The 20,213-nt window shown below is 60.7% G+C and carries 20 protein-coding genes and 1 riboswitch; of the genes, 8 read left to right on the forward strand and 12 right to left on the reverse strand.

Annotated features, from left to right (window positions below; translation table 11 throughout):
• Window positions 1-7: 7 nt before the first annotated feature.
• The 3 genes from dnaB to ACJD00_RS16045 form a co-directional block, all read right to left on the reverse strand.
• Window positions 8-1,366 carry a replicative DNA helicase gene (gene dnaB / locus ACJD00_RS16035; protein WP_309410400.1) on the reverse strand — a complete coding sequence of 453 codons (1,359 nt, stop codon included), beginning with the start codon at window positions 1,364-1,366 and terminating at the stop codon, window positions 8-10.
• 479 nt (window positions 1,367-1,845) lie between these two features.
• On the reverse strand, window positions 1,846-2,361 hold the full coding sequence (locus tag ACJD00_RS16040; protein WP_418907889.1) for a flavin reductase family protein: 516 nt from the start codon (window positions 2,359-2,361) through the stop codon (window positions 1,846-1,848).
• Window positions 2,362-2,429: 68 nt separating this feature from the next.
• Window positions 2,430-2,545: riboswitch (SAM riboswitch) on the reverse strand.
• Window positions 2,546-2,689: 144 nt separating this feature from the next.
• Entirely contained in the window at window positions 2,690-3,403 is a 714-nt protein-coding gene (locus ACJD00_RS16045) for a DUF1345 domain-containing protein (protein WP_418907890.1), read from the reverse strand.
• 136 nt (window positions 3,404-3,539) lie between these two features.
• Between ACJD00_RS16045 and ACJD00_RS16050 the strand changes: the two genes are divergently transcribed.
• Window positions 3,540-4,007 carry a DUF664 domain-containing protein gene (locus ACJD00_RS16050; RefSeq protein WP_418907891.1) on the forward strand — a complete coding sequence of 156 codons (468 nt, stop codon included), beginning with the start codon at window positions 3,540-3,542 and terminating at the stop codon, window positions 4,005-4,007.
• A 10-nt stretch (window positions 4,008-4,017) separates the two neighbouring features.
• Here ACJD00_RS16050 and ACJD00_RS16055 read toward each other — a convergent pair whose 3' ends face one another.
• Window positions 4,018-4,335 (reverse strand): helix-turn-helix domain-containing protein, encoded by a 318-nt coding sequence (locus tag ACJD00_RS16055; RefSeq protein ID WP_418907892.1) that lies wholly within the window; start codon window positions 4,333-4,335, stop codon window positions 4,018-4,020.
• A 221-nt stretch (window positions 4,336-4,556) separates the two neighbouring features.
• Between ACJD00_RS16055 and ACJD00_RS16060 the strand changes: the two genes are divergently transcribed.
• Complete coding sequence (locus ACJD00_RS16060; protein WP_418907893.1) at window positions 4,557-5,135, forward strand: dihydrofolate reductase family protein; 579 nt, start codon at window positions 4,557-4,559, stop codon at window positions 5,133-5,135.
• Between the two features lie 94 nt (window positions 5,136-5,229).
• On the opposite strand, the gene rplI is transcribed toward ACJD00_RS16060, so the two are convergent.
• Genes rplI through rpsF form a run of 4 tightly spaced genes read right to left on the reverse strand, consistent with a single transcriptional unit; the run spans window position 5,230 to window position 6,921 of the window.
• Window positions 5,230-5,688, reverse strand: coding sequence for a 50S ribosomal protein L9 (rplI, locus tag ACJD00_RS16065; protein WP_418907894.1), 459 nt, complete (start codon window positions 5,686-5,688; stop codon window positions 5,230-5,232).
• A gap of 15 nt (window positions 5,689-5,703) precedes the next feature.
• Window positions 5,704-5,943 (reverse strand): 30S ribosomal protein S18, encoded by a 240-nt coding sequence (gene rpsR, locus ACJD00_RS16070; protein ID WP_013350683.1) that lies wholly within the window; start codon window positions 5,941-5,943, stop codon window positions 5,704-5,706.
• A gap of 60 nt (window positions 5,944-6,003) precedes the next feature.
• Window positions 6,004-6,567, reverse strand: a complete 564-nt coding sequence (locus ACJD00_RS16075) for a single-stranded DNA-binding protein (protein WP_418907895.1) — start codon at window positions 6,565-6,567, stop codon at window positions 6,004-6,006.
• A gap of 57 nt (window positions 6,568-6,624) precedes the next feature.
• On the reverse strand, window positions 6,625-6,921 hold the full coding sequence (gene rpsF / locus ACJD00_RS16080) for a 30S ribosomal protein S6 (RefSeq protein ID WP_309410392.1): 297 nt from the start codon (window positions 6,919-6,921) through the stop codon (window positions 6,625-6,627).
• A gap of 258 nt (window positions 6,922-7,179) precedes the next feature.
• Here rpsF and ACJD00_RS16085 point away from each other — a divergent pair, with 258 nt between their 5' ends.
• Together ACJD00_RS16085 and ACJD00_RS16090 are read left to right on the forward strand one after the other, a co-directional pair.
• Complete coding sequence (locus ACJD00_RS16085; RefSeq protein ID WP_418907896.1) at window positions 7,180-7,578, forward strand: YybH family protein; 399 nt, start codon at window positions 7,180-7,182, stop codon at window positions 7,576-7,578.
• 10 nt (window positions 7,579-7,588) lie between these two features.
• Complete coding sequence (locus tag ACJD00_RS16090; protein WP_418907897.1) at window positions 7,589-8,947, forward strand: purine-cytosine permease family protein; 1,359 nt, start codon at window positions 7,589-7,591, stop codon at window positions 8,945-8,947.
• 1 nt (window position 8,948) lies between these two features.
• On the opposite strand, the gene ACJD00_RS16095 is transcribed toward ACJD00_RS16090, so the two are convergent.
• Together ACJD00_RS16095 and ACJD00_RS16100 are read right to left on the reverse strand one after the other, a co-directional pair.
• The gene (locus ACJD00_RS16095; protein WP_418907898.1) at window positions 8,949-11,018 is read right to left on the reverse strand and encodes an acyltransferase family protein; all 2,070 of its coding nucleotides are present in this window, start codon (window positions 11,016-11,018) and stop codon (window positions 8,949-8,951) included.
• Window positions 11,019-11,494: 476 nt separating this feature from the next.
• Window positions 11,495-12,124, reverse strand: a complete 630-nt coding sequence (locus ACJD00_RS16100; protein ID WP_418907899.1) for a TetR/AcrR family transcriptional regulator — start codon at window positions 12,122-12,124, stop codon at window positions 11,495-11,497.
• A 75-nt stretch (window positions 12,125-12,199) separates the two neighbouring features.
• Between ACJD00_RS16100 and ACJD00_RS16105 the strand changes: the two genes are divergently transcribed.
• The gene (locus ACJD00_RS16105) at window positions 12,200-13,822 is read left to right on the forward strand and encodes an amidohydrolase (protein WP_418907900.1); all 1,623 of its coding nucleotides are present in this window, start codon (window positions 12,200-12,202) and stop codon (window positions 13,820-13,822) included.
• A gap of 9 nt (window positions 13,823-13,831) precedes the next feature.
• On the forward strand, window positions 13,832-14,920 hold the full coding sequence (locus ACJD00_RS16110) for a C45 family autoproteolytic acyltransferase/hydolase (protein WP_418907901.1): 1,089 nt from the start codon (window positions 13,832-13,834) through the stop codon (window positions 14,918-14,920).
• A 107-nt stretch (window positions 14,921-15,027) separates the two neighbouring features.
• Here the strand turns inward: ACJD00_RS16110 and ACJD00_RS16115 are convergent, their stop codons facing one another.
• Both ACJD00_RS16115 and ACJD00_RS16120 read right to left on the reverse strand, forming a co-directional pair.
• Window positions 15,028-16,221 carry a serine hydrolase domain-containing protein gene (locus ACJD00_RS16115; RefSeq protein WP_418907902.1) on the reverse strand — a complete coding sequence of 398 codons (1,194 nt, stop codon included), beginning with the start codon at window positions 16,219-16,221 and terminating at the stop codon, window positions 15,028-15,030.
• Window positions 16,221-17,651, reverse strand: a complete 1,431-nt coding sequence (locus tag ACJD00_RS16120; protein ID WP_418907903.1) for a purine-cytosine permease family protein — start codon at window positions 17,649-17,651, stop codon at window positions 16,221-16,223. The genes ACJD00_RS16115 and ACJD00_RS16120 overlap by 1 nt, the downstream gene beginning before the upstream one ends.
• A gap of 304 nt (window positions 17,652-17,955) precedes the next feature.
• On the opposite strand from ACJD00_RS16120, the gene ACJD00_RS16125 reads away from it, so the two are divergent.
• The gene (locus tag ACJD00_RS16125; RefSeq protein WP_418907904.1) at window positions 17,956-19,344 is read left to right on the forward strand and encodes an MFS transporter; all 1,389 of its coding nucleotides are present in this window, start codon (window positions 17,956-17,958) and stop codon (window positions 19,342-19,344) included.
• Window positions 19,345-19,397: 53 nt separating this feature from the next.
• The gene (locus ACJD00_RS16130) at window positions 19,398-20,048 is read left to right on the forward strand and encodes a GntR family transcriptional regulator (protein ID WP_418907905.1); all 651 of its coding nucleotides are present in this window, start codon (window positions 19,398-19,400) and stop codon (window positions 20,046-20,048) included.
• The last annotated feature ends 165 nt before the right edge of the window (window positions 20,049-20,213 follow it).

The following is a 20,213-nucleotide window of genomic DNA, read 5'->3' on the forward strand; positions in this document are numbered from 1 at the left end:
ATCTCCGCTAGCTCGGCTCGTTCGACATGTTGTTGAAGCGAGAGTAGTGACCTTGGAAGGCCACGGTGATGGTCTTGGTGGGACCGTTACGGTGCTTGGCCACGATGACATCGGCCTCGCCCGGGCGGTTTTCCTTGTCGTAGACGTCATCGCGGTGCAACAGAATGACCATGTCGGCGTCCTGCTCGATGGAACCGGATTCACGCAGATCCGAGACCATGGGCTTCTTGTCGGTGCGCTGTTCCGAACCACGGTTCAGCTGCGAGAGCGCAATCAGCGGGACATCCAGTTCCTTGGCCAGTAGCTTCAAGTTACGCGAGAACTCGGAGACTTCCTGCTGACGCGATTCGACACGCTTTCCCGAGCTCATCAGCTGCAGGTAGTCCAGCACGATCATGCGTAGCTCATTGCGCTGCTTCAGGCGACGGCACTTGGCGCGAATCTCCATCATCGACATATTCGGTGAGTCGTCGATGAACAACGGCGCCTCGTTGAGGCGTCCCATGGTGGTAGCGATCTTGGTCCACTGCTCATCGGCCACATCGCCCTTACGCAGCGCCTGCAACTGAATGGAGGCCTCGGCGGAGAGCAGGCGCATGGCGATTTCATTGCGGCCCATTTCCAGCGAGAAGAACACGGTGGCCATACGGTGCTTGATGGCTGCCGAGCGTGCGAAGTCCAGGGCGAAGGTGGACTTACCCACCGCCGGGCGAGCCGCGATGATAATCATCTGTCCGCCCTGCAGGCCCTGGGTCAGCTCGTCGAATTCGTAGAAGCCGGTAGGCACACCGGTAATGCCATCGCCGGCGTTAGCGGCGTTCTCGATCTCATCGACGGTGCCTTCAATGATGTCGCTCAGGCGCACATAGTCTTCGGAATTGCGGTTTTCGGCGACCTTGTAGACCTCGGCCTGGGCCTCGTTGACGATGGCATCGACCTCGCCATCGGGTGAGTAGCCCATTTGCACAATGCGCGTACCGGCATCCACCAGGCGGCGCAACACCGCACGTTCACGCACGATCTCCGCATAGTAGGCCGCGTTAGTTGCCGTGGGGACTTGCTGGACCAGATTGTGCAGGTAGGCGGCGCCACCTACGCGCGCCAGCTCATTGCGTTTGGTCAGCACATCGGCCACGGTCACCGCATCGACCGGCTCACCGCGACCATACAGGTCCACGATGGCCTCATAGATAAATTCGTGGGCGGGACGGTAGAAGTCCGCACCGCGCACCACCTCGACGACGTCGGCGATGGCATCCTTGGAAAGCATCATGGCGCCCAGCACGGAAGACTCGGCGGCCAGATCCTGTGGAGGTGTGCGCCCCGCATCCGCGTCGCGGCTTTCGTACGTCGGCTCAGCGCTCATAACTGACACTTCCATCCCCTTGAGTTCCACCCGGGCGGCTCTGCCCCCACCTTTTAACCAACTCACCAACACTGTCAGGCGTTACCGACAGGTTGAGTCGTGACATTGTGGATATTCGTCCGCCCTGTGCCAACGATAGGCGCGTTTACCACGGATCGAAACCCACTTATCCACAAAATATGTGGATAAAGGTGAAGCCCCTGTGGATTCGCTGTTTACGACTTGGGGAGAACTCTGTGGATTATTAAAATCACATCTTGTCAATAGCCATCTGACAAGGCCGTTTAGAAAATGGGTACTGTGGATACAAGTTTATTTTTCACAGTTATTCAGCCTGTAGATATCGCCTGTCCACAGCGAATCACCGCGTTTCCGGGGCTTTAGACAGGTTTTCAACCCCTTATCAACAAGTTATCCACTGGATTGTGGATAACTATGTGGAATCTTTTCATACCTTATGCAGAGTCGGGCGTGTGACCCTAGACAAGCGCGGGCAGTCGGCGAATGGCCGAGTCATGGAAAACGACCGGGTCATGCTCGGCCACCCGGTGCGCATGCACGCGCAGTAGCACCACCCAGTGATCGCCTGCATCGACCTCGGAGTAGATCGAGGTTTCAAAGTGGGCGGCCGAGTCATCCAGCAACAAGGCCCCGTCGGCGGTAACTTCGGTGGAGACGCCGGCAAAGCGGTCGCCATGCTTCGACGCCAACTGGGCACACACCCACTCGTTGCGTTCACTGAGCACCGAGATTCCAATGCGTCCAGCCCGCCGCAACCGAGGCCAGGTTCGCGAGGACTTTTGCACAGCGAACATCACCAGCGGTGGCTCGAGAGAGACCCCAACGGTAAAGGAGGACGCCACGAATCCCTCTTGGCGCCCATCTACGGTGGCGCACAGGGCTGCAATTCCTGAGGGGTGTCGGGCAAAGACCGTACGCAGGGAGTGAGAATCGAGATCGTAGTTCAGCGGCAAGGTTTTATCCTTCGTTCTCATGCCCACCGATGCGTGACATGGACGCTCTGCGGCACGAGACCGCGGGTTTCCATGGTTTTCGTCTCGATGTGCGGTACTTGCCCCGCACGGCCAGTACGGGACCGAATCGTCACCTGGAGCACCCCACTACCGTTGAGAGGGTTGCCGGCCGACAAGCCAGGGCTAGATGTCGACACTCTTGATTCTGTTAAGAACAATATGGGCTACATGACGCGAGGGTCAAACAAACTGCGTAGCAAAGCTCAATATTCACCGGTTTATTCGACCCGCCGCGTCACTCACGGACTCGCGCCGCGTAATCTTCGTTGTTCACAAGGCGTAAGCGGGCTCAGCCCAAAATGCTGCCACTGATCAGCGAGATAATCATCGCCAGCACCGCGGTGTTGAAGAGAAAGGCCACATAGGTATGCGTCCGAATGGTGCGCAGGCCCTGGCGGGTGCGCGGGGTGCCTCCGTTATAGGCTCCCGCGGCCGAGACCATCAGCGCCATGGAAAGAAAGTCACCGAAGTCCGGTGCCTCGCGGATGTCGAAGTCAATGTGTTCACCGGCGGCATTTAGCCGGAAGTACTGCAAGGCGAAAGTGTAACCCACCGAAACCCAACTGGCCGCGGCCGTTACGATAACCAGCGCGGGTACGAGCGCACTGGGGCTGTCCCATGGCGTGAGGACCAGGCAGATAGCCACCACGAGTGAGGCTAGGGCAAGCGAGAGGGACCACGCCTGCGCGTCGTGTGCGCCCATGAATCGGCTCAACTGGCTCGGCCCGTGCTGCCATTGGTAGCGCGCGATGCGTTCGAGCAGACGTGGGTCGGTGCGGGTATATAACCAATGTGTCCAGCCAAGATTAAGCACCAGTGCCAAGGCCAAGCCACCGCCAACAGCGGTGACCAGCAACGCCGCACCATTTATGTCGGAGCGGGAAAGTAGTGAACCGATAAGGAGCGCAGGCAAGAGCGGTAGCGAGGTTACCGCGAGCCGGAAGCCGTCATCGAAGGCAAGCCGGCGCCACCGCGCGCGCAAGGTTCGCTTGGCCGATTTCATAGCTCAACTCTCGCACAGAACGAGATGACATGAGGTGCATTGCGCCATTGTTTCGCGAAATAAGCCCCGTTCAGGGGCGTGTCTTAATGGCTATAGTGCAAGTACACCGCCGGTGGCGACCCCGAATGGAGCCAGTATGCACACCGAGATTCCTGACCTGCTCGACGCCCTGGGAGACAGCCGTTCGCTCTTGCGCGAGGCTTACGTAGATCTCGACGAGCAGGGATTTACCCATCGGCCCCACCCCGGAGGGCCCAGTCTCCAAGATCCCCTGCGGTTAGCCATTGAACTGGAGCTGGGGTGGTGCGCGCTGATCACACACGGCGAGCGAGCGCAGGACACCCAACCTTCCGTCGCCACGGCGAGCTCGTTAACGGCCGCCCTGCAGCAGTATGCATTGGTGGCCGCGGCCACCGATGCGCTGATCAGTTCGCTCACGGTCTTCGACCGGCGGCTAAGTGTTCCGCCAACCCCATGGACCCCGCCGGGCAGCACGTGGTCCCTGCGCCGCGTCATTGCCCATCTGATCACACAGACGGCATTTCAGGCAGGCCAGGCCCAAACACTACGTGCCGGGCTTGCAGCGGCCGCCTCGGGGTCCTGAGCGCGCCCGCTTAGAAGATTCGGATACTAGAGGCCTGAGGTCCCTCAGTCGAGTCCACCTCGAGGCGTAGGCTACCGCCCAGTGCCTCGACATAGCGCTGTAGTGTCGCGAACTGCACCCGGTCGAATTCGCCGCGCTCGAGCTTGCCGATCCGCTCCGCTTTGACCTTCAGCAGGGCGGCCAACTCCTGCTGGCTCAAGCCCGCGCGCTCACGGAGCTCACGCAAGTTCTCTTCACGTTCGGCCTGTTCAAGACTCCGCCGATGTTCGGCCACACGTTCCTTGGCGGAATCGTCCAACTGCGACTGGTCGGGAAAGACTGCGCCCATGCTAAAACCCCATTGTTCTGCTTGATGCCGGTGATTCACGGCCCAGCGTAGCACCGGGGCGTCGGCGGATCCGCCTCCGTGTTAACTCATGACCACGTTCCGCTGGGCACCGCCACAGGCCCTGATCGAGCGCGGGAGCTTTCGGGCTGTTGAGCCCGCGGTGCGCGGCGTAGACTAGGCGTCCACGGGCCTTGTCGGCAGAAATGGGCTAGGGGGACAGCATGTCTCAAACGTTCACCTATGACGTGTTTTCAAGCCTGGATGGATATGCCAGCGCCGGTGAGCACTGGGGCGGCTACTGGGGCAAGCAGGGCCCCGAACTCCTGGCTCGGCGCCTAGCCATCTATTCGGAGCCCTGCCTGCTAATACTCGGTGCGGCTACGTACCGGCTCTTCGCGCATTTCTTGGCCACCGAGCCACCGGATTCCGAGGTCTTCGATCCTTGGGTCAGCGCAATGCTCGGCCAACCGATGCTGGTGATCTCCACAAGTCTGCGCGAACCGCTGGAGCTACCCAATGCGCGGCTGGAGCGGGGTGATGCGACCGAGGTGGTGGCACGGTTGCGCGAGGAATCCAGCGTGCCGCTGCGCTCTCATGGAAGTATTCGGATGAACCGAGCGCTTTTGAATGCCGGGCTGGTCGATATCGTGCAGCTTACGGTTTTCCCGGCGCTCACCGGTGCCAGTGGTAGCGACCGGATCTTCGCCGAGGTCGGCGACTTTGACCTGGAGCTACTAGATGCCCGACTGCTGGATTCACGCACCCAGGAGTTGAGTTATCGTCCCACCCCGCACCCCTAGCGGGAGTACCTCGTAACTAAAAACGCCAATGGGTGGCACCCCGTTCACGCGGAACGGGATGCCACCCATTGATCAAAGTGAAGCCGAAAGGGCCTTACTTCTTGGCGGCAGCCACAACCTGCAGGCGCAGGTTGGCAACGACGTCCTCGTGCAGACGCACGGTGGCGGTGTAGTTGCCGGTAGCCTTGATGCGGTCATCGAACTCGATGTTGCGCTTGTCGATCTTGCCCAAACCGGCAGATTCGACGGCAGCTGCAATGTCAGCGTTCTTGACGGTGCCGAACAGGCGGCCGTTAGCGCCAGCCTTGACGGTGACCTTAACCGGCTGGGACTTCAGCGATGCTGCCAATGCCTGAGCTTCCTCGAGATTGGCAACGGCGCGAGCAGCGCGAGCAGCCTTGATCGACTCAACCTGCTTCTCACCGCCCTTGGTCCAAATGAGTGCGTAGCCGCGCGGCAGCAGGTAGTTACGGGCGTAGCCGTTCTTTACCTCGACAATGTCGCCAGCGGTACCCAGACCGGATACTTCGTGAGTCAGAATGATCTTTGCCATGGTGGTATCCCTTCCTTAACCGCGGCCAGCGCCGGAGTAAGGCAGCAGGGCAACTTCGCGGGCGTTCTTGATAGCCTGTGCGATCTTGCGCTGTTCCTGAACGGACACACCGGTCACGCGACGAGCGCGGATCTTGCCGCGGTCGGAGATGAACTTACGCAGCAATGCGGTGTCCTTGTAGTCGATGACGGTGATGTCAGCGGCCTTCAAGGGGTTGGACTTTGGTTTGGGCTTACGGATTTCAGCCTTAGCCATCGTGGAGCTCCTTAGCTTGGGAGCCCGCAGAGTGATCTGCGGGATGGTGAATAAATGAGTTTAGAAAGGTGGTTCGTCGTTGCCCGGGTTGCCCCAGCCACCGCCGCTGTTGTTGCCACCGCCGGTGCTCCACGGGTCGTTGGATGGAGCATTCCATCCGCCACCCTGCTGCGGCTGTTGCTGCTGCTGTGGGGCGTTCTGCTGCGGTGCGTTGGAGAAACCTCCACCGCCGCCGAAGCCACCGCCCCCACCGCCGGAGCGCTGGGTGCGGGTTACCTTGGCGGACGCGAAACGAAGCGAGGGGCCGATTTCATCGACCTCAAGCTCCATGACGGTGCGTCGTTCACCTTCCTTGGTGTCGTACGAGCGCGAACGCAGGCGACCCTGGGCGATGACGCGCATGCCCTTGGTCAGCGTTTCGGCAACGTTCTCGGCCGCCTCGCGCCACACCGATGCACGCAAGAACAGGGCTTCCCCGTCCTTCCATTCATTGGACTGGCGATCGAAGGTGCGCGGAGTCGAAGCGATCGTGAAGTTCGCTACGGCTGAACCGGACGGCGTGAAACGCAGCTCCGGGTCGGCGGTCAGATTTCCGATAACGGTAATTACAGTCTCGCCTGCCATTGACTCTCCTTAAATGGGGTGAACGTTGTTTGCACTACGACGGGAAAAGGGGCGTAATTAAACGCGGGCCTCTTCCGGACGGGTGACCTTGTGGCGCAGGATCTGCTCGTTGATCTTCAGCTGACGCTCAAGCTCGGACGAAGTAGCAGGATCTGCGGTGTAGTTCACCACGATGTAGATGGCTTCCGCCTTCTTCTTGATCTCGTAGGCCATCTTGCGACGACCCCAGATATCAACCTTCTCGATGGAACCACCGGCGGTGCGGACAACCTCGAGGTACTTCTCGATGGTTGGCTCGACGGTGCGGTCGTCGACCTCGGGATCAATCAGAACCATAAGTTCATAAGCACGCATGTGAACCCACCTCCTTTGGGCTAAGCGGTTGCGGCATCTCCGCAACAGGAGGTTCTAGCGTTATCCGCGCGGCTCACTACCCAGATTTCAGGCAGGATCCGGCACAGACCTATCAAGTCTAGACGATACACATGACGCCTCGTAACCTTTGTGACACAGGTAACTTGCGTCAACATTTGCGGTACAGTATTGCGCTTCGCCCGTCGGGATGTTTCGCTAGTGACTACGAGAGTTTCCCTATAGGAAAAGAGGCAGGTCATGCTCGCCCAACCCACCGAGAATCAAGTGCTGGCCGCGGCGGCGGCCATTGTTCAGGCCTTTGCCGCCACCGACACCGAGAGCTACTTTGCGAAATTCAGTGAAGACGCCAGCTTCATCTTCCATCCCGAACCACAGCGTCTGAATAGCCGCGCCGAGTACGAAGCACTGTGGGCATCCTGGCTACGCGATGGTTGGCGTGTTGTGTCCTGTGAGTCCAGCGATCCCCTGGTGCAGTGCTGGCCAGGCGGTGCGGCCTTCAGCCATACCGTCGCCACCACGGTGCATGTGGAGGGCGAGGGCGAAGAGTCCTATGTCGAGCGGGAATCCATCATCTTCAAGGACGTCGATGGCGAGCTCCTCGCCGTCCACGAGCACCTGTCCACCATCACCGCCTAGGAGCCAAGACATGTCCATGATCGACAGACTCGAACAACGGCTGAATCTCACCTCCGACGATTCCGGGCCGATCCGCGGCACCCTATCCCTCGGTCGCATCGGCATGATCTGGCTCGCCGCCAACCTCGTGGTGACCACGATGTTGACCGGCACCCTATTTGTTCCCTCCGTTTCGTGGGGCGCGACGATCGGGTTGATCGTGCTAGGTACCGTAGCCGGCGCCTTGGTGCTGATTACCATCGGCAACATCGGCACGCGCACCGGATTGCCCACCATGGCCTTGACGCGCGGCGCCTTCGGCATCCGCGGCAGCTACCTGCCCGTGGCGGCCAATCTCATTGTGCTCATGGGTTGGAGCTGGGTGCAGGCCATGCTGGCCGGTGTTACCGTCGACTACCTCGTGCACTCGTGGACCGGCTACTCCAATCCGATCCTGTTCTCCGTGCTCAGCGAGATCATTGTGGTCATTCTGGCGATCCGCGGCCACGAGGGCATCGCGAAGATCGAACCGTGGCTCGCGGTGATCATGCTGGCGATCATGGGATGGATCTTCTTCACGATTTTCACCACCTTCACCCCTGGGGACCTCAACTCCCTGCCGGCCCCCGCAGAAGAGGGGATGACCGGTGGGCTCGTCTTCGACGTCGTCTTTGCCACGGCGATCTCCTGGACCGTGCTTTCGGCGGATATCAATCGCACCGCCAAGAGTCCGAAGTCCGGCATGCTGGGCTCGGGTATCGGCTACATCGTCTCGACGGTCTCCGCGATGGCGTTGGGAGCGACCGTCTTTGCCTATGTGCTCAAGCGCGGCGATGAGGCCATCGCCTTCGATCCAGGCACCGTGGTCGCGGCCTTCGGCGCCCCCATTGCGATCGTTATTTTCTTCTCCGTGATGGCCACCAACACCATGGTTGTCTTCGGCATGACCACCTCACTGGTCAACGCGCGCGCCGAAGGAAATATGCGCTTCCTCCCGGCGGCTCTCGTGCTGGGCCTTATCTCGATTCTCGGTTCGACGTTCCTGGGCCTGCTGGATAGCTTTACGAACTTCATGATCCTGATCGGTTCCTTCTTCGTACCGGTCTTCGCCATCATGATCGTGGACTACTACATCATCGCCCGGGCAGCCTACTCCCGAGACATCCTGCGCGCGAGTAGCGGAGCCTACTGGTATTCGGGTGGCTTCAACCCGATCGCCATTGGCTCTTGGGTCGTGGGAGCGGCGCTGTCGTACGCGCTGGCCTACCTTTGGCCAAGCCCCATCGGAGCGACGCTACCGACTTTCGTGGTCACCTTCTTGCTCTATCTAGTCCTGTCCTACGGACGCAAGAACAAGAACCCAATCCACCAATCACATCTGGCCGCCTAGGCTACCGGCGTAGGTCCCCGGAGATCACCGGCTCGAGACGCTTCGTGAACTCCGGGGCCAACGTGCGCATATAGGTGTCGGAAATATGGTGCTTGTCGCGGTAGACCAGAACGTTGCCGACCACGGCGGGACATGTGTTTTCGGTGCAAAACTCGTCGGTGAAATCCTGCACCTGCACCCGTGGCTCTAGCTCGGCGGCCCGCTTCGTGGCGTCCGCCGGCTCCAGGGCGTCCTTTCGTTCCGTGGCGCATTCTTGCGGATGCTGCAGGTGTCCGGCCAGGCAATCGCGCGCGAATTGCTTGCCTTCGGGACGCGGGGTATCCACTAGCGGGATCACATCGATGCCCGCATCCTCCAGCTCGCCCCAATACTCGGCAAAACCCGCGGCCGGGTCGCTGGTGTAGCTCGCCGCTGCCCAGTAGGCCGTGATCACCACGTCAATATCGGAACGCTCAAGAATCCGTTCCAAACTGGCCTCATTCGCCGCACGGCAAGAAATCGAACCGGCTTGCTCCGCCTCTCGAGTGGCGGCGGTGAAGGGACAGGAATTCTTGAGGTAGGTCACCAGCTTCCAGTCGTTGCGTTGCACAAGGTCAAGCACCGCCTGGTACCAGTGCGTGGCGTGCGAGTCCCCCACCAACGCGATCGTAGTCTTCGCCTTCGGGTTGCCGAATTCGCACTCCTTGGTTTCCGTGGCCTGCGGCTTTTGCACGCAAGCCCCGATTTGCGGCAAATCCTCGGCCGCCTCGGACAGCGCCGGAACGATCTGCGTATTGCCCTCGAGAAACGCCGGAGCACCGGCCTGGAGGGAGGGCGCCCCGAATCCCTGCGGCGGTGCCTGTTCAAGTTGGCGCACCTGCTGGCGCTGCTCGGCCACCAGTCGCTGTTGCGCGTACTGCGGCGCGAAGCCCACGCCGGCGACCACGGCCACTGCCGCCACGCCCGCCAGTACGGTGCGTCCCGCACCGTGCGAGAACCCCGACCAGCGGCGCACCGGGTTCTCCACCAGCAGATAACTGAGCTGCGCCAGCACGAGGGAAAGCGCCAAGAGCCCAATGGATTCAAGTGGGCCGGGGTCTTCTCCGGTTAGTTGCGCGGCAAAAACGATCAGCGGCCAGTGCCATAAATAGAGTGAATAGGACACCGCGCCCACCCATTGGACCGGCGGGCTGTCAATCACCCGATGCAGGGAGAAAACACCCTCGGTGCGTTCGGCGGCGATGATCAGCATGGTGGCTAGCACCGGCACCAGGGCGGCCAGGCCGGGAAAGGCGGTGTGCCCGTCGTAGCTGAACGCGGCGCCGACGATAGCCGCCAACGCGAAGAGCACCAAGAGGCTGCGGCTCCATTGCGGTAGCCCGTATAGCAACCCCCGGGTGGCGCTCGTGCTTCGGGCGGCCAATAACGCCAGGAGCCCACCTGCGGCCAGCTCCCAGGCCCGAGTGGTGGTCACGAAATAGCCGCTGGCATCTGCGGCCAATCCTAAATACGCGGAGTAGCCCAGCGACAGAACGAAAACCAGAGAAAACCCGGTCCAGAGCCCGGCGGTACGGAGCCGTGCTGGAAGTAGCAGGCATGCGGCTAGCACGATCAGCGGCCATACAAAGTAGAACTGTTCCTCAACACCCAACGACCAGAAATGTTGCAGCGCACTAGGTGCTTCATCGGCTGCCAAGTAGTCCACCGACGATGCGGCGAGCACCCAGTTTTGCACCGAGAGGGCACTGGCCACCGCTTGGACGCCAACCGAATGCCATTGGGTCGATGGCGTGATTCGCAAGGTCACCAGCACCACGACAAGGATGACCAACAGGGCCGCTGGCAGGATCCTTCGCACGCGCCCCGCGTAGAAAGAAAGCAGACTAATCCAGCCGGTGCTCTCGGCTTCTTTGAGCAAATGAGAGGTAATGAGAAAGCCGGAGATGACAAGGAAGATATCGACTCCGATGTAACCACCGGGGACGATTCGTGGTTCGAGGTGGTAGATCACCACGAGCAATACGGCCAGCGCGCGTAATGCCTGTATTTCGGGGCGGAATCCGCGCCGTATCCCAGTCTGTTGTCCCTGCATCTTTCTAGCGGAACAGATGGGCGTGAACGGAAGGGAAACAGCATTCGACGTGCGGCTTGGAAAGTACCGCAAGAATGCGCATGCGCCGCTCGGTATGAGCGTGGCGCCCCGACCCGCGGTCAGGACGCCACAACTTCACCCAGGGGGTTGGCCCAGTAGCTTAGCCTCCCAAACCTCCGAGCAATCCTAAAATCAATTCAAGCAGAGCATCCACGTTTCCACCTCCCCGCACCGTCACCGCGTGGGCCCACCATCACCGCGCTACCTCGCTAACGAGGCTGACATTACCGATTTAGTGCGGTCAGTCACAATAGTTTTTAAGAAGTCGTAGATATATTTCGTACTCCTATAACCGCGTTCACCTAGGCGTTAATCGAGTACGGCTTATTTGTAACCGCAAATTATCAACCAGTGATAGCTGGCGACCGGCCTTCGGCATTTCAATGGCTACGCTGCGGTATTCACCGGCTCCGAACCTAGCGTTGCGGCAAGCTGCCCGGAGCAAGACCCAATAGATACTCGGCGGCAACCCGGATCAGTGGGGTGAGCTCGGCCAACGCTTCCGGTTCGGCGGTATTTACGTAGCTACCCGCCCCGTCGATCGCCACCAGGATCCCACTGGCGGCCAGCCGCGGGTTGCGCGACGTCACCTGCCCGGCCCGCTCGGCGCACGCAATGAGCTCCGTGAGTCCGGCAAGCGTCAGTTCCTCCTGCTCATTAACCACGGCGCGCAAGGATTCGCGATAACGCGATAAGTGCCGGACGTTGAGCCACAGTTTGCCCAAGTTTTCGAAATCCGGGGCGGCCACATTGGCCAAGAATTGGGCGATATTTCCCAGTTCATCCCCCTCGGTCATGCCCACCGAAAAAATCGCCTCGCGCTCGCGCACCGCGGCCAGCTCGAAAGCCGCACACGTCAGCTCGTCGACACTCTTGAAATAGTGGCTAATGAGCCCGGGACGCACGTCCAATTTTTCAGCCACAAGGCGCATGGTCACCTTTTCCAAACCCAGCTGCAGGGCTAAGGCCGCCGCGGTATCGAGGATTTCTGCTCTGCGGTCCTCCGGGTTCTTCCGGGTTCGTGGTTTGGGCGCGCTTGACGTCATGCGCTCACCCTAATAGATTTGAACTCCACAGTCTATTGGTGTCATGACCAATAGTGAGAGAGGTAGCTAGATTCGATGGGCGCAGACCTGATCATTTCCGCTCGGGGCATCCACAACCCCGGGGAGCCAGCGAGCACGGCCACCACGGTGGCCATCTCCAACGAGCACATCATGGCCCTCGGCGGACCAGAGCTTGTGCAACAGCACGCCACCAAAGACACTCGCATCATCGAGCTCGATGGCGTGGTGCTGCCCGGGCTCGTGGATATTCACACGCACCCGGTCTGGGGTTCCATCGAGCGCGGGACCTCCCTCGACCTCGCCGAAATCCACACACTCGAAGCCCTGCTGACCGCCACCGGCGAGCGCCTCGCGGCGCTGGGTGCCGATCAGTGGATCACCGGGTTCAACCTAGACGTCAATCTCTTTAACGGGCACGTGGACGGCCGGGTATTCGACGAACACTTCCCCGGAGTGAAGATCAGCTACATGACCTCCGATGCGCATGCCTTGGTGGTAAGCCCCGCCGTCATCGAGCAGTTGGGCATCACAGGCCGCGAACGCTTCGCCGATGCCTCACAGATTCACACCGACGAGCAGGGCACTCCGACCGGCTACATTGTGGAGCTGCAGGCCATGGATCTGGTGATGGAGCACTATCCGACGCTACCCACCGAACAGGCCGCCGACCTTGTTCTGCAAGAACTGCACCACATGGCCCGTGCCGGCCTTACCGGGATACATGCACTTGATTTCGCCGACCCGTCCCAAGCCGTGTTCAGTTACCTGGACGAGCGCAATCTGCTACCCCTGAAGGTTCGCTGCTCCCCACTGATTCCCGCCGATTCCGGGCCAGAAGTATGGGCTCAGGCCGTAGCGCAGCAAGAGCTTGGTGGCCGTCGGTGGCAGGTGGCCGGGGTGAAATTCATGCTCGATGGCACCGCCGATAACGGCTCGGCGTGGTTCGCACACCCGGACTGCTATGGGCAAAACACCGACAGCCTCTGGCGCAATCCGCAGGCCTACCGTGAGGCCATCGAATACTTCACCTCCCGCGGCATACCTACGGCCACGCACGCTATCGGAGACGCCGCGGTGGCCTATGCGCTCGACGCGATAGAAGCGGCTGGACCGGCCCGCGGCGGTGCCCACCGCATTGAGCACCTGGAATCCATCGGCGACGAGCTGCTGCCTCGCTTCGCCGAGCTGGGAGTCATCGCTAGCGTGCAACCGGTCCACGGGACGCGCCTGACCAGCGCGGATGGCAGCGACAACTGGTCCATTCGCCTCGGTCGTGACCGTGCAGCCCATGGTTGGCGCACCCGCGACCTGCTACGTGCCAAGGCGCCACTGGCCTTGGGATCCGACTGGCCCATCGGGGTGGCCGATCCGCGTATCGCGTTGGCTGACGCACAGCTGCGCCGCCCGGTCGAAGACCCGCAGGCCGCCACCCTCCACGTCGAACAAGCGCTCACCGCGGATGAGGCCTATACGGCGATGACACGGATTCCTGCCCTCGCCGCCGGCGCACCGGCCGAAGGCAGGATCGCCGTCGGCGCCCGCGCCGACCTGAGTATTTTCGCCGCCGACCCGATGCGACTCGCCCCGAGCGCTCAGGCCAGCAATCCCGTAGTGGCCACCGTCGTCGACGGTAACCTCATCGAACACGACCGCGTCACCGCCGACGCCCTGCGCTAAGGAATACCCATGACCGATTTCCCCGTTCCACGCCCCACCCTGCGCCCCCATGTACGCATCGACGCCGGCAACCCCACCGCACGCGGCCAACAGCGTGCGGCACAGCTTGGCGACCAGCTACATGGCGCGCTGGCGATCTACACGAAGTTCTTCGACCTCGGTGGTCTAACCCAGCAGCAGGTGCGCTCCGACGCCGAACGCGCGTTAGAGGACATTTCGAGCTTCGCCCCCGAGCTCGCCGAAGAGATTATTGGCACTGCTACCGAAGCAAATTTGTCCCCGTGGCAGGTGGCCGCCCTCAACGCACGCACCGAGATCTTGGCCCGTAGTGCCAACATCGCACCGGGAGAATGCTCCACGATCGTGCGCGAGACTGCGCATGGGACCTTCGGGGTCCAAACTTGGGACTGGCACGTCGAATTGGCCGGACACTGGCACACGCAACAGGTCATCGGCGGCCGTCACCACATGGTGGGAATTACCGAACATGGCATTCTGGGCAAGATCGGCATCAACAGCGCCGGCCTGGGACTGCACTTCAACATTCTGGGGCACCGCGAAGACGCGGTCGGTGGAATCCCCATGCATGTGTTGTCCGCCTATGTGCTGCAGAATGCCGGGTCGGTGGCCGAGGCCATCGATGTGGTGCGTAGCGCGCCGATCGCCTCCTCCGGCTCCTTCGCACTACTGGACCGACAGGGTTCGGCGCTCCTCGAAATCACCCCGCGCGGCGTATTCGAGGTGCCACCGCTGCAGGCAGGCACGCACCTGCGCACCAACCACTTCCTCACCGAAACGCCCAAGGCCGAGGAGAAGAGCTGGCTCTATCAGCCCGACTCCGGGCAGCGTTTCGACTTCCTCGCCGCGCGCCTAGCCAATGGGGCGCCGGAGTCCGTCAATGAACTCTTTGAGCAGCTGGTGACCGGCTCGGGTGAGCCACCGGTGACCTGCGTACCGGATATGAACCTCTCCATGGGGCAGCGTTGGGCGAGCCTGGCTACGGTCATCCTCGACCCAAGCTCACGCAGCGCCAAGGTACTTGATGGCACGCCCGCCGAGGCCGGTCAGCGCCCGTGGCACACGCTCATCGCCAATTAGGTTGCAGGCAGTGCTGAACGCCAGCACGCTGGCCTAGAACGAAAGGAAAGGTGCGGCACATCGACAGTTTCGATGTGCCGCACCTTCGTGCTTATCCGGCTTGTTGCCTAGTGCAACCGCGCTACCGCTTCGGTCAGCTCCAGCAATAGCTGCGTCTGCAACCGATGCCAGTGCGCCGTATCGGGTTCGGGCCAGCTGGAGAACTTCACGATCACCAGCTCCTGGGAAGGGTCGATCCACAGGTTCTGTCCGTGGATGCCGATGCCGGAGATGATCCCGCGCTCGGTACCTGTGCACCACCACTGCCGGGTGTAGGATCCTCGCGGAAACTGCTCCGTGAAGCCCTCGCCCTTCATGGCCTCGGGATTCCCGCCCGCGAAGACCTCCGCAACCCAGGCTTCGGACACCACCCGTCCCCCGGGAGCTTGTCCGCCGCTTAGCATCAGCTGGCCCACCTTGGCCAGGTCACGCGCGGTGCAGCTGATCCCACCGTTGGCGAAACCGAACCCGGCGTTATCGACGGTGATCGTCGCATCCCGTTCGGCCCCGAGTTTCTGCCAAAGATACACGCCCAACGCTTCGGCATACCGCATGGCACTGGCTCGTTCGATCACCCACGCAAGCACATCGGTGCTTGCCGAACAGTACTGGAACCGCTGCCCATAGTTCCCGGCCCCGCGCAGGGACGTGAGGAACTCCGAGGTGTTCGACGGATCCCCCGGCTGCTGGGGGCGCCATCCGGCCGAGCGGTCGTGGCGCTGGACCTCGGAGTTCGGGTCGACATAGGTTTCGTCGTAGTCGACGGTGACGAGCATGTCCAGGACCTGGCGTACCGTCGCCTCACCGTAGACCGAGTCGGCCAATTCGGGCACGTAGTGCACCACGGGTGCATCGATCTCGAGCTTCTGTTCCAGCTCAAGGGCACCGGCCACCAGCGCGCAGAGCGACTTTGAGACGCTCATCAGCAGATGTGGCTGATACTCCCCCACCCCGGCCCGGTAGTACTCGGCCACCAGCTCTCCGCGCTGCAGAATCACCAGCGAATCGGTGTAGCTTTCTTCCAGACGGGCGACGAGGTCCGGCAGCTGTTCCGCTAGCGCACCTAGCCGCAGCGTTGCCTGCGCCGGCACGGGCGCCGTGGAGATCCGCGCGTGGGTGGTCACCTCTTCCATATGGCTGAAGGCCCACCGATTGTGCCCGGCCTCCTGCCAGTTTTCGAGCAGCCGGTTCCCGGCATCATCTTGCGGGTAACGCGGCGGATGGGCACGGTGGTTATCTGTCGGGGAAGCTGCAACGAACATTAGACCGCCCCGAGCACCTGGGTGGATTTCTTCGCCAGCGACACGTAGCACAGGGCCGACACCGCGATGCCTACCGGCACCGAAAGGTCTACCCCACCAAACGCTAGGGATAGTGGCCCGATCCAGACATCGGTGGAGAGGAATAGCGCGGTGGCCAGACCTCCAAGGAGCAGACCTCCCATCCCAGCCATGCTGTAGCCGCCGCGGTACCAGTACTTGCCGGAAGGGAACTGTTCGAAAAGCTGCAACGAATCGTAGCGATTGCGGCGAAGCAAGATATCGACCACGTAAATGGTCATTGTCGGCACCGAGATGATCAGCAGGAACTGCAGCATCAGGTTTACCGCGTCGATCAGCGAGGTAGAGATGGCCAGCACGAAGGTGAAGATCGTGCCCAGCACGCCAATCAGCACGGCCGAAGGGATGCGACGGATCGGCACACCGATGGACTGGAACACCATGCTCGAGGTGTAGGTAGTCATACCGTTCAACGCAACGGTGTTGAGCACAACGCCGATGACCAAGAGGATCCCCAGCCACCCGGGCAGCATTTCCAGCAGGGCGAAGTCGATGCCGATCTCTAGTGCCTCGAAGGAGACCGCGGTACCCAGCAAGGCGCCGACGCTGAGGAAGATAATTCCCGGTACGGCTCCACCGAGTGCCGTTGCGGCCACGATGCGCCATGCCTTGGTTTCGCTGGGCAGGTAACGAGCCAGATCAGCGCTGTTGGAGTAGGACAGTGGGGTCGAGGCAAGAATCGCGAAGCCGATGCTCAGCGAGATCCACAGATCCAGCCCTCCCAGAGGCTCGGGCTGCACGAACCCGAGATCGATCTGCGGCAGGATAAAGGCGGTGACCACCACGAAGATGGCCAGCAACGCCACGGTCACCACGGTGTAGCTGCGCAAGATTAATGCGTGCCCATAGACGGCTACGAGCACGGTAATACCGGAAACAACGATGGTCACCAGAGCCTTGGCCAGCGTCTCGTTACCCATACCGATGCGACGGAGCAGTTCGGCGCCCATGAAGGTTGAGGCCACCCAATTCAGCGCGAGGAAGATGCCCGAAACGAACCAGCCGTAGAAGGCGATCACAATGCGGTTGCCCCGGATTCCGTAGATCGCGCGGGTAATCACCGAGCCCGAGGTTCCGGCCGACGGGCCGCTGGCGGCGACGATTCCCGGCAGGACCCACAGCAGGTTGCTGGCAATGATCACGGCCATGGCCTGCCAGATTTCCAACCCTAGAACGAGGGTAAGCGTGGCTCCCATGGTGAAGCTCAGAACACTCACATTCGGTGCGGCCCAGACGGCGAATAACTCGTAGGGCTTGCCGTGGCGGTGTTCGGGCGCGATGTATTCAATCCCGCGTTTTTCTGGATGCTTCGCGGAATCCGCGGCATCGGAATCAAGGTAGGTACTACTCATGACTCACGATCCTTCCTGCTGAGTGTGACCGCTCCATTGCGGTAAATGTCCCCAAAATTTTCCTTGTTGGTCATGTGACCAATTAGCGTTCAAGGTTCAATTAGAACGGTCAGCACCAAGCTGTGTCAAGCCTCACAGCACCACTGACCCAAACGAACAGGTCGCGGCCGAGGTTGGCGCCAAGACCAACCCAATCCCCGGGAAGCATGGGTTCCACAAAGAGGCCGAGTGGCGCGCGGTTGAACCGGAGCGTCCCGGAAATTAACTGTAGACAAGTTGTATACAACCCGTCTACAGTGTTGAAGTGACGACAGTCACCCCGGGATTTCATCGCTACCTCTTCCACTTTTCAGGAGTCACCATGAGCAAAGTCTCTACGACTGCAACAGTGAAGAAACACACTTCACTGCCTACGGTTGCAGCCTCGTCTCTCGCAGGCACGGCCGTCGAATGGTACGACTTTTTTCTTTACGGCACCGCTGCTGCCTTGGTCTTCAACCAGCTATATTTCCCAACCGGCGACCCCTTTGTGAGCACTATGCTCGCACTCGGCACCTTTGCGGCTGGCTTCCTAGCCCGCCCATTGGGTGCGATCGTGCTTGGGCACCTCGGCGACCGCAAGGGGCGTCGAGCCACACTGATTTCCAGCTTGATGCTGATGGGCGTATCCACCGCATTAATTGCCCTCATTCCCACATACGAAACGATCGGCGTCTGGGCGCCAATCTTGCTCTTGCTAATGCGGCTCGTACAGGGATTCGCGCTTGGCGGCGAGTGGGGCGGGGCGGTCTTGCTGGTTTCCGAGTACTCCAATGACAGTTCTCGCCGGGCTTTTTGGGCATCTTGGCCCAACGTGGGCCCACCCATGGGCAATCTGATGGCGGCCGGTGTACTGGCTCTCCTATCAGCCACCCTGACTCCCGAAGCATTCCTTTCCTGGGGCTGGCGAATCGCTTTTGGTCTTTCCGCCGTGCTCGTCATCATCGGTCTGATCTTGCGCCTTTACGTCGAAGAAACACCCTTGTTCAAAGAATCCCAGGCGCGTCAGGCCGCGGCCGGTGTGCAACATCGACGTATGCCCCTAGCTCAGTTGCTCCGCGGTAATTGGCGACAAATCCTCATCGCTGCTGGCTCGCGAATGGGCGAAAATGCCGGATTCTATATTTACTCCCTCTTCCTGATCACCTATGTCACTGAGATCCTCAAAATGGAGCGCGGAATCGGTCTTAGCGCTGTAATGGTCGGTCAAGGAGTCGCCATCGTAGCGATCCCCCTCATGGCAATCCTCGCCGATCGGATTGGCCGCAAGCCTGTCTTGTTCGCTGCGTCGGCGGCAACAGTTCTCTGGGGATTCGCCTTCTTCGCCTTATTAGACACCAAGAGTCCCGGCTTGATTACCCTTGCTGCGGTGGGTGGGCTACTGATCTTCGCCGCCTACTCCTCCGTCATCGGAGCCTTCTTTTCGGAGCTGTTCCCCACGGAAGTTCGCTACTCGGGCACCTCGGTCTCGTACAACATCGCCTCACTGATTGCCGGCGCACTGTCACCTGTCATTGCTCTGGCCCTTTATGAGGCGTTTGGAACAGGTCTGGCTATCGGTATCTACCTTGCCGTCATGGGCTTGATTTCCATCATCTCGGTAGCCTGCGCCAGAGAAACGAAGAACATCAAGCTCACGGATCTGGATGCCTAAAAGGTTGGTATGGTCACTTCGACAGCTAACCCTCCTTAGTCGAAGGACATGCCATGAGCATCATGCACAACTCGCAGATCACCGCACCGGAACGGGCCTACCGCTGGCTTCGGCAGCAGATCGGCGAATTACCCTACAACCAGGAGGCATTCCTAAGTGAAAACGCAATCGCTGAGGCCGCCGGCGTCTCACGAACCCCGGTGCGGGAGGCTCTCCTTCGCCTCGAAGCCGAAGGACTGTTAAGGCGCGTTCCTCATAAAGGTGCCTACATCCCGGCACTAACCGGCACCGATCTTAAAGAAATCCTCGAAGTCCGGCAGGTTATCGGCGAATGGGCCACCCGCCAAGTCGCCGAACATCGGGTAGATCTGGTCCCGCACCTCGAGGCCATTTTGGAACAACAGGCACAGACCACTGATCCCGTCGCCTTTATCGAACTCGACATTGCCTTCCACCGAACCATTGTTGAGGGAGCCGGAAACTCTACCCTCGCTCAGGTGTATGACGCTCAGCGATTCAAGCAAGAACGACTCGGCATCCAGGCGGTTCTAGCCACCACCGACCGTTTTGACGCAGTGCTTGTCGAACACCGCGCCATTGTCGCTGGCATCAAAGCTGGCAATCCAGACCAAGCGGCCCAGGCCGCACTAAGCCATCTCGAATCAACCAGAAAAGCGGTCTCAACACAGCGCTCAACTAGCTAGTCGTATTCCGGCTGTTGGTGGGTGACGTAGAGAGACCACCAAGGAGTACCGACATGTCCGCACAGCTCATACACCTTGATATCGATGCCAAGAGTCCTACCCGGGAACCACTCGGCTTCGGAGAACTGATGCGGATCATGGTCGAACCCTCCTTGGCCGTTTCCA

This window comes from Glutamicibacter endophyticus (assembly GCF_048457885.1).
In the GTDB taxonomy this organism is placed as follows: domain Bacteria; phylum Actinomycetota; class Actinomycetes; order Actinomycetales; family Micrococcaceae; genus Glutamicibacter; species Glutamicibacter endophyticus.

Excerpts from the sequence above, each read along its gene's own strand:
- ACJD00_RS16085 (WP_418907896.1), top strand. The coding sequence starts at position 7,180 with ATGCTCGCCCAACCCACCGAGAATCAAGTGCTGGCCGCGGCGGCGGCC.
- ACJD00_RS16100 (WP_418907899.1), bottom strand. The coding sequence starts at position 12,124 with ATGACGTCAAGCGCGCCCAAACCACGAACCCGGAAGAACCCGGAGGAC.
- ACJD00_RS16045 (WP_418907890.1), bottom strand. The coding sequence starts at position 3,403 with ATGAAATCGGCCAAGCGAACCTTGCGCGCGCGGTGGCGCCGGCTTGCC.
- dnaB (WP_309410400.1), bottom strand. The coding sequence starts at position 1,366 with ATGAGCGCTGAGCCGACGTACGAAAGCCGCGACGCGGATGCGGGGCGC.
- ACJD00_RS16110 (WP_418907901.1), top strand. The coding sequence starts at position 13,832 with ATGACCGATTTCCCCGTTCCACGCCCCACCCTGCGCCCCCATGTACGC.
- ACJD00_RS16105 (WP_418907900.1), top strand. The coding sequence starts at position 12,200 with ATGGGCGCAGACCTGATCATTTCCGCTCGGGGCATCCACAACCCCGGG.
- rpsF (WP_309410392.1), bottom strand. The coding sequence starts at position 6,921 with ATGCGTGCTTATGAACTTATGGTTCTGATTGATCCCGAGGTCGACGAC.
- rplI (WP_418907894.1), bottom strand. The coding sequence starts at position 5,688 with ATGGCAAAGATCATTCTGACTCACGAAGTATCCGGTCTGGGTACCGCT.
- ACJD00_RS16120 (WP_418907903.1), bottom strand. The coding sequence starts at position 17,651 with ATGAGTAGTACCTACCTTGATTCCGATGCCGCGGATTCCGCGAAGCAT.
- ACJD00_RS16095 (WP_418907898.1), bottom strand. The coding sequence starts at position 11,018 with ATGCAGGGACAACAGACTGGGATACGGCGCGGATTCCGCCCCGAAATA.
- ACJD00_RS16115 (WP_418907902.1), bottom strand. The coding sequence starts at position 16,221 with ATGTTCGTTGCAGCTTCCCCGACAGATAACCACCGTGCCCATCCGCCG.
- rpsR (WP_013350683.1), bottom strand. The coding sequence starts at position 5,943 with ATGGCTAAGGCTGAAATCCGTAAGCCCAAACCAAAGTCCAACCCCTTG.
- ACJD00_RS16055 (WP_418907892.1), bottom strand. The coding sequence starts at position 4,335 with ATGGGCGCAGTCTTTCCCGACCAGTCGCAGTTGGACGATTCCGCCAAG.
- ACJD00_RS16050 (WP_418907891.1), top strand. The coding sequence starts at position 3,540 with ATGCACACCGAGATTCCTGACCTGCTCGACGCCCTGGGAGACAGCCGT.
- ACJD00_RS16060 (WP_418907893.1), top strand. The coding sequence starts at position 4,557 with ATGTCTCAAACGTTCACCTATGACGTGTTTTCAAGCCTGGATGGATAT.
- ACJD00_RS16090 (WP_418907897.1), top strand. The coding sequence starts at position 7,589 with ATGTCCATGATCGACAGACTCGAACAACGGCTGAATCTCACCTCCGAC.
- ACJD00_RS16040 (WP_418907889.1), bottom strand. The coding sequence starts at position 2,361 with ATGAGAACGAAGGATAAAACCTTGCCGCTGAACTACGATCTCGATTCT.
- ACJD00_RS16130 (WP_418907905.1), top strand. The coding sequence starts at position 19,398 with ATGAGCATCATGCACAACTCGCAGATCACCGCACCGGAACGGGCCTAC.
- ACJD00_RS16075 (WP_418907895.1), bottom strand. The coding sequence starts at position 6,567 with ATGGCAGGCGAGACTGTAATTACCGTTATCGGAAATCTGACCGCCGAC.